7 protein-coding genes are annotated in these 7087 nt (G+C 59.9%); 5 read left to right on the top strand and 2 right to left on the bottom strand.

The features are described from left to right. Positions 1 to 269 precede the first annotated feature (269 nt). From HX805_RS32185 to HX805_RS32170, 4 genes are all read left to right on the top strand, one after another. Positions 270 to 725 (top strand): YkvA family protein, encoded by a 456-nt coding sequence (locus HX805_RS32185; protein ID WP_003211120.1) that lies wholly within the window; start codon positions 270 to 272, stop codon positions 723 to 725. Between the two features lie 96 nt (positions 726 to 821). Continuing rightward, positions 822 to 1160 carry a helix-turn-helix transcriptional regulator gene (locus HX805_RS32180; protein ID WP_177068222.1) on the top strand — a complete coding sequence of 113 codons (339 nt, stop codon included), beginning with the start codon at positions 822 to 824 and terminating at the stop codon, positions 1158 to 1160. After that, entirely contained in the window at positions 1157 to 1528 is a 372-nt protein-coding gene (locus HX805_RS32175) for a hypothetical protein (protein WP_003211116.1), read from the top strand. Before HX805_RS32180 ends, HX805_RS32175 begins: the two co-directional genes overlap by 4 nt. Next, entirely contained in the window at positions 1528 to 1914 is a 387-nt protein-coding gene (locus HX805_RS32170; RefSeq protein ID WP_003211114.1) for a sel1 repeat family protein, read from the top strand. The genes HX805_RS32175 and HX805_RS32170 overlap by 1 nt, the downstream gene beginning before the upstream one ends. 1 nt (position 1915) lies before the next feature. Here the strand turns inward: HX805_RS32170 and HX805_RS32165 are convergent, their stop codons facing one another. Together HX805_RS32165 and HX805_RS32160 are read right to left on the bottom strand one after the other, a co-directional pair. After that, positions 1916 to 3694 carry a bifunctional diguanylate cyclase/phosphodiesterase gene (locus tag HX805_RS32165; protein ID WP_177117664.1) on the bottom strand — a complete coding sequence of 593 codons (1779 nt, stop codon included), beginning with the start codon at positions 3692 to 3694 and terminating at the stop codon, positions 1916 to 1918. 112 nt (positions 3695 to 3806) lie between these two features. Then, the gene (locus HX805_RS32160; RefSeq protein ID WP_023659269.1) at positions 3807 to 5888 is read right to left on the bottom strand and encodes a carboxy terminal-processing peptidase; all 2082 of its coding nucleotides are present in this window, start codon (positions 5886 to 5888) and stop codon (positions 3807 to 3809) included. A 138-nt stretch (positions 5889 to 6026) separates the two neighbouring features. Here HX805_RS32160 and HX805_RS32155 point away from each other — a divergent pair, with 138 nt between their 5' ends. Then, positions 6027 to 6989, top strand: coding sequence for a zinc-binding dehydrogenase (locus tag HX805_RS32155; RefSeq protein WP_087694978.1), 963 nt, complete (start codon positions 6027 to 6029; stop codon positions 6987 to 6989). Positions 6990 to 7087: the final 98 nt, after the last annotated feature.

Below are 7087 nucleotides of genomic sequence, written 5' to 3'. Positions count from 1 at the left end.
CAGAGCGTGGGAACGATCAGTTGAATCCACGGCAAATTCAACCGAACCCATGCGGGCTAGAGCAGTCTGATAAAAGACCCGAGTACGGGTAGACGCAGATTATCTCCAAGTCAATGAATTCTTGGGTTTTTTTTATGTGCGCAAAAAACGCCCGATCTGACTGTAGGCCTTGTATTACGTGGCTTTCAGCCTGGAAAATAGGCTCTGTTCACAAGGTTATCCACAATTTGTGTGGATAACCTTTTCTGTCGCCTGGAACTGGAGTGACGATGAAAGCCCCGTTTAATTTCACCCGCTTCCTGCCCATGGCTGCTCGCCTGCTTGGCCGTGGGCGCTTGCCGACGTTGCTGTTCGCGGTCGCCGCCAAAGGCTCGAGCCAGGGCAACCGGCTGGGCAAGCTCAAGGACGACCTCAAGCTGCTCCAGGCCTTGTGCCTGGCCTACTGGCGCGGCGAGTACCGGGCCATCAGCCCCAAGGCGCTGATTTCGGTAGTGGCAGGGTTGATGTACTTCCTGAGCCCGATTGACGCGATCCCGGACTTTATCCCGGTGTTCGGCATGCTCGACGACATTGCTGTGCTGGCGTGGGTCATGAAGACCCTCGACGGCGAACTGAGCGCCTTTCGCGCCTGGCGCGAGCGTCAGCTCCCCGAGAAGCTTGCGGTGGTTGAGCGCCTTCCTGCGACGCCGCAGCTGCTTACGCAAGAACACCTGAAAAAAAACTGAACTTGCGAATATCCCCCTGCGCTCTTTGTGGCTGTTAGGATTACACTCCTAAGGAAAGTACTTACGAAGTAAGTGTTGTGATCCTACGGGGCAGTCATGGATATTCAGATAATTACAAAGGATGGCGAGCCCGAATATGCGGTTCTGCCATGGGCTCAGTATCAGGCGCTGTTAAAAGCTGCCGGTCAGCAACAGCCAACGCCTCCCGCTCCGACCATTAGCCAAGCCACTGCCGAACCGGATCTGCGCCCCCTGGAGCAGCTGCGAAGCCTGCGCGAGGCCAAGGGCCTGGCCATCGAGGTTCTGGCGCGCACAGTGGGCATCAGCCCGTCTTACCTGGGCCTGATCGAAAGCGGTGAACGCCAGCCGGACGCTGCCATCCGCCGCAGCCTGGCCTGGGAACTTGGCGTTGCAGGTTGGAGGGACGAAACGTGAGCGTACGCATCAGCCGTCAACATTGGGATGGGTTACTCAACGAGCTGGACCAGGCGCGCCGACAGCGCCACCTCTTGACCTACCGCGCCTTGCTGGAGCGCCTGCAATTTCCCACGCCGGCCATGCAGACCCTGACGGCTGCGCTGGAGCACCTGGCGGCGCTGGATGCCAAGGCCGACCAACCACTGCGCAGCTCCCTGGTGATCAGCCAGGGCGCCAGTCGCCTGCCACGTACCGGTTTCTTTGAATGCGTGGAGCGTCTCGGGCGCTTCTGCGGGCCGTCCGATGGCGTGGCCGCGGCATCGTGGCACGCATCCGAAGTGGTGCGAGTATTTGAGTACGATTATCCCGAGTCAGCGGAGGCGTAGTGTTCTGGAAGCTCAAGGCGTATGCCAGTTACTGGCTGGCGCGCAAGTTGTTTCATTGGTCCTGGTTCGTGCGACAGCCGCGTGGCTGGCAGTGGCTTGAAGGCCAGTTCGCGCGCATGGCCAATCTGGGCGACGTAGGAGCACAGAGTTTCTACGGACATATCCTGACGTTTCGTGGCAAGGGCCTCGGCGCCCGTGAAGAAGGCGTGCGACTGTTGCGGCTGGCGGCCCTGGCCGGCGACGGCAAGGCGGCCTACCAGATTGGGGTGTTGAGCCTTGCGGGCAGCCTTGGCAAGGCGCCTGATCCGCTGGAGGCGGCACGCTGGTGGAAAATCGCCGCCCGAGCCGGGCACCCGTTGGCGCAGATGCGCCTGGAGCAACTCTGATCTAGAGCGGCTGCGGTTCTGCCTGGCCCAGCTCCAGGCTGTCAATCACATGAATGCTGTAGCCCGCCACGTTCTTCGCGTGGTGCTTGGCTTGCGAGGCCAGTTCCGCCAACTGGCTGGCATCGAGTTGTCCACAGGCCTGTGGATACAAATGCACCACGCCGATGGACAGCGACAGCAGCGCAAACTCCTGGCGCACGCCCTGGCGGTTCAGTGCAACGAAACAGCCCGTGTCCAGATGCTCGCTGCGATAGAAGCGCCGGCATTGGGTGTGGAAGTCGTCCAGCAGTTGGTTCAGCCGCTTGCGCCAATCCTGCGGCCCCAGCACCAGCAAAAAGTCATCACCGCCGATATGCCCGACGAAGTCGCGGCTGGGGTCTACCCGGTCGTTCAGGCATTGCGCCAGGCACAGCAGCACTTCATCGCCCCGGCCATAGCCGTAGATATCGTTGAATGGCTTGAAACTGTCGATATCGACGTAGCAGATCACAGACTCGCGTTGTTGCTGCAACAGCCGCGTCAGGCACTGCTGGATGGGGACGTTGCCCGGCAGCAAGGTCAGCGGGTTGGCATAGCGTGCCTGCTGGATTTTCAGCTCGGTAATCAGCTTGAGCACATCGATCACCCGGCCCAGCCCCAGATAATCGCCGTTGAGGGTGATGATGAAATCTTCCTCGATCCGCTGGCGTGCGCGACTGGTGAGCAGGCGGCTGACCTGCTGCAAGGACTGGCTCAGTTCCACCGCGAGAAAGTCATCACTCATCAAGCGGCTGATGGGCTTGCGGGCGAACAGATCGGTGGCGAACGGCTTGAGCAGCGCATCTGACAGCGAGTGCCGGTGCACGATGCCAATCGGGTGGCCACGCTCATCCAGCACCGCCAGGGAATTGAGGTTGGCCTGGCGCCGGAAGGCTTCCAAAACCTGCGCCGTGGCGGTGTGCTGGCCCACGGCCGGTTGTTCGTTGAGCAGGGCGCTGAGGTCGCTGCCTTCGTCGTTCAGCGCGACGTTGGCGTTGTCGGGCTTGGGCAGCATCAACCGCGCTTCCTGCGGCGGGTGTTCCTGGGGGCGGCAGAGCAGGTAGCCCTGCACTAGGTCAACGCCCATTTCCGTGAGCACCGCCAACTCTTCCGGCAACTCGATGCCTTCGGCGATGACCTGGGCCCGGGAGGCCTTGGCGATTTGCAGGATGGAGCCGACAAACTCGCGCTTGAGGGCGTCCTGGTGGATGCCGTCGATAAAGTGTCGATCGATCTTCACGTAGTCCGGGCGCAGCTCCGACCACAGCCGCAGGCTGGAATAACCGGCACCCAGGTCATCCAGGGCAATCGAAAAGCCCATGGCGCGGTAGTGGTGCAGCGCGGTTTGCAGCAGTTGAAAATCGTCGGTCGGGGTTTGCTCGGTCAGTTCGATCACCACCTGGCTGGGCGGGATGCCGAAGTCGCTGAGCAGTTGCAGGGTACGGCCGGGCTGGTGGGCGGTCTCCAGCAGGGATTCGGGTGAGACGTTGAGAAACAGCTTGCCCGGCAGTTTCTGCTCGCTGAACCGCCGGCAGGCACTTTCCCGGCAGACCATCTCCAGTTCACTGAGACGCCCGGCGTGACGGGCCACGGAGAACAGTGCGACAGGGGAGTGCAACGGGCTGTTGGACGGGCCGCGACTGAGGGCTTCATAACCGATGACGCGTCGTTCAGACAGGGAAATGATGGGTTGGAACAGGCTGTGCAAACTGCCTTGAGCCAGGATTGAGCCCAATGCATTCAGCTGTTCGGTCATGGTCATGATTTTCTCGGGTCGAAAAAAAAGGACCTGCTTTGGCAGGTCCTTCATTTCACGACAGAATGATGTCTATTTGATGACACTCCGAGGAGCGTTCACATTAAATCGCCATCATTTACTGCTTGGCCACCGTCTTGCTGATTTTCAAGTAGTCCAGCAGGATGCGCCCGGTCTCGCTCAGGTAGGCATCATCTTCCGGCTTGGTTTTATCAGGCTCGGCGGCGATCGCGTCTTCGTCTTCTTTCTTCAGCTCCTTGAGTGGAGCTTCCCCTTTCGCCTTGCGGCGGGCGTTCTCCAGCACCAGTTGCTGATTCTCGATGTCGGTGTGCTGCGCACGACGGTCGGCTTCGTTCAGGCTGACGGTTTTCTCTTCCATCAACTTCTTGGCCAGGGCCAGTTTGTCGCGGATGAAGATGAACTCGGCATCCTTGGCGGAGCGGGCTTCGTGATCAGCTTTCAACTCTGCGATGTACGGTTTGAACGGGTCTACCGCAGGCTTGATCGCAGGACGGATAGTGTCCCACGGCATCGCCTCGGGCAGGGCGCTCTCGCCGATTTCCTTGGTGTCGATGATCGACGGGAAATCGACGTCCGGCAGAACGCCCTGATGCTGGGTGCTCTGCCCGGAAACCCGGTAGAACTTGGCCAGGGTCAGTTTCAGCTCGCCATGGTTCAGCGGCTGGATGGTCTGCACGGTGCCTTTGCCGAAGGTCTGGCCGCCGATGATCAGCGCACGGTGGTAGTCCTGCATCGCGCCGGCAAAAATCTCCGAGGCGGATGCCGAGAGGCGGTTGACCAGCAACGCCATCGGCCCTTTGTAGAAGGCACCCGGGTTCTCGTCTTCCAGCACGTCGACACGGCCGTCAGCGTTACGCACCAGCACGGTCGGACCCTTGTCGATAAACAGACTGGTCAGCTCGGTGGCTTCCTGCAGGGAACCGCCGCCGTTGTTGCGCAGGTCGATGACCACGCCGTCGACTTTTTCCTTCTGCAATTCTGTGAGGATTTTCTTAACGTCGCGGGTGGTGCTCTTGTAGTCCGGATCACCGGCGCGGAACGCTTTGAAGTCCAGGTAGAACGCCGGGATCACCACCACGCCGAGCTTGTAGTCCTTGCCATCCTGCTTGAGGTTGAGGACTTGCTTCTGGACAGCCTGGTCTTCGAGTTTCACCGCTTCACGGGTGATGGACACGATTTTGCTGGTCTGGTCGTTCGGTGCGTTGGTGTGCGGAATCACTTCCAGGCGCACCACGCTGCCTTTCGGCCCGCGGATCAGCTTGACCACTTCATCCAGGCGCCAGCCGACCACGTCAACCATCTCTTTGTCGGCCTGGGCCACACCGATGATCTTGTCGGCCGGGGCAACCTGCTTGGTCTTGTCGGCCGGACCTGCCGGCACCAGACGCACGATCTTCACCTGGTCGTTATCGCTTTGCAGGACGGCACCGATGCCTTCCAGCGACAGACTCATGTTGATATCGAAATTTTCCGCGTTATCTGGCGACAGATAATTGGTGTGCGGGTCGTAGGACATTGCGAAGGTGTTGATGTAGGCCTGGAAGATATCTTCGGCACGGGTCTGATCCAGACGTGCCAGCTGATTCTTGTAGCGCTTGGTCAACAGTTCCTGGATGGCCTTCGGCTCTTTGCCGGCGATCTTCAAGCGCAGGACTTCATCCTTGACGCGCTTGCGCCACAGGTCGTCCAGCTCGGCTTCGGTGGTCAGCCAAGGAGCGTCCTTGCGGTCAACCAGCAAGGTCTCTTTCTTGGTGAAGTCGAACTTGTCGACACCTTTGTCCAGCTCACCAATGGCGAAGTCCAGACGCGCTTTGACGCGGTCCAGGTAGCGCTTGTAGATGGTGAAGCCGGGCTGCAGGTCACCGCTCTTGAGGAAGTCGTCGAACTGCGTCTTCCACTTGTCGAACTCGGTGATGTCGCTGGCCAGGAAATAGCTGCGCGAGGGATCCAACAGCTTGAGGTAGCTGTCGTAAATGATCACCGAACGAGCGTCGTCCAACGGCGGCTTGCTGTAATGGTGGCGCTTGAGCAACTCGACGACGTTAAGGCTGGCAATCACCTCATCGCGATCAGGCTGAAGGTTGTCCCAGCTGTTGGCTGCGAACGTATTGCTCGACAGCGGCAAAAGGCCGATACCGATAAAAAGAGCGAGGGCGGTGCTGGGGAACAAATGCTTCATGCTGATTCGACGCGGGGGCAATTGATAACGCATATTAGGCCGTCTTTGAAGTCGCCGGTTCCATATGGGCCGGTCGCATAATGCAAAAAGCCCGACGCTACAGCAACGGGCTCAGTCCAGACTCACTATGGAGGCACTGTGAAAGCATTGCAAGGCGTTGAAGGTCATGTGGAGTGGCAAGAAGAGCCAAGTCCTACATGCGATGTAGGCCAAGTACGCATTCGCGTGGCGGCTGCGGGCCTGAATCGCGCCGATTTATTACAGCGTTCGGGGCTTTATCCGCCACCTCCCGGTGCCAGCCAGGTGCTGGGCCTGGAGTGTTCCGGGGTGATCAGCGAAGTCGGCGCCGGTTCGTCGTGGCAAGTGGGGGATCGGGTTTGCGCCTTGCTGGCTGGCGGCGGGATGGCTGAAGAAGTGGTGGTGGATGCGCGGCATGTGCTGCCGGTGCCGGAGGGTGTGTCCCTGGTGGAAGCGGCCGGGTTGCCCGAGGTGTACAGCACCGCGTGGCTGAACCTGTTCCAGTTGGCGGGCCTCAAGCCCGGCGAGAAGGTGTTGTTGCATGCCGGTGCCAGTGGGGTGGGCTCGGCGGCGATTCAGTTGTGCAAGGCGTTTGGCAGCCCGTGTTGGGTCAGCGTGGGGTCGGCGGATCGCCTTGCGTACTGTGAAGCGCTGGGGGCTCAGGGGGGTGTGGTACGTACTGACGGCATCGAGGGCTTGAGGGATTTTGGACCGTTCGATGTGATTCTTGACCCGGTGGGGGGGAATTACGCGGCGCTGAATCTCAAGCTGGTGGCGCGTGATGGGCGCTGGGTGTTGATTGGGTTGATGGGGGGGCGTGAGGCGCAGATCGATCTGGCGCAGGTGTTGGCCAAGCGTGTGCAGGTGTTGGGGTCGACGTTGCGCAGTCGGGATGATCAGTTCAAGGCTGACTTGTTCAGTGACTTGAGCCAGCATGTTTGGCCGTTGTTTGCCGAGGGGCGCTTGAGTCCGCAACTGGCCAGGACGTTTCCGATCAAGGATGCCGAGGCTGCGTTTGCTGAACTGGCGACTAATCGGATTTCCGGGAAGCTGGTGTTGGTGATTGACGAGAGTCTGACCTGATTTCAGATGCGACATTTGTGTTGGGGGGGAGTTGGGCTGGGTGTATATCCGTTATTTTCGTAACGGCGACTATTGCTTCCGCTCTTACAGCGGCTCAC

It is taken from the genome of Pseudomonas sp. G5001 (assembly GCF_013385475.1).
In the GTDB taxonomy this organism is placed as follows: domain Bacteria; phylum Pseudomonadota; class Gammaproteobacteria; order Pseudomonadales; family Pseudomonadaceae; genus Aquipseudomonas.
This window is presented reverse-complemented; position numbering and strand designations above follow the sequence as displayed.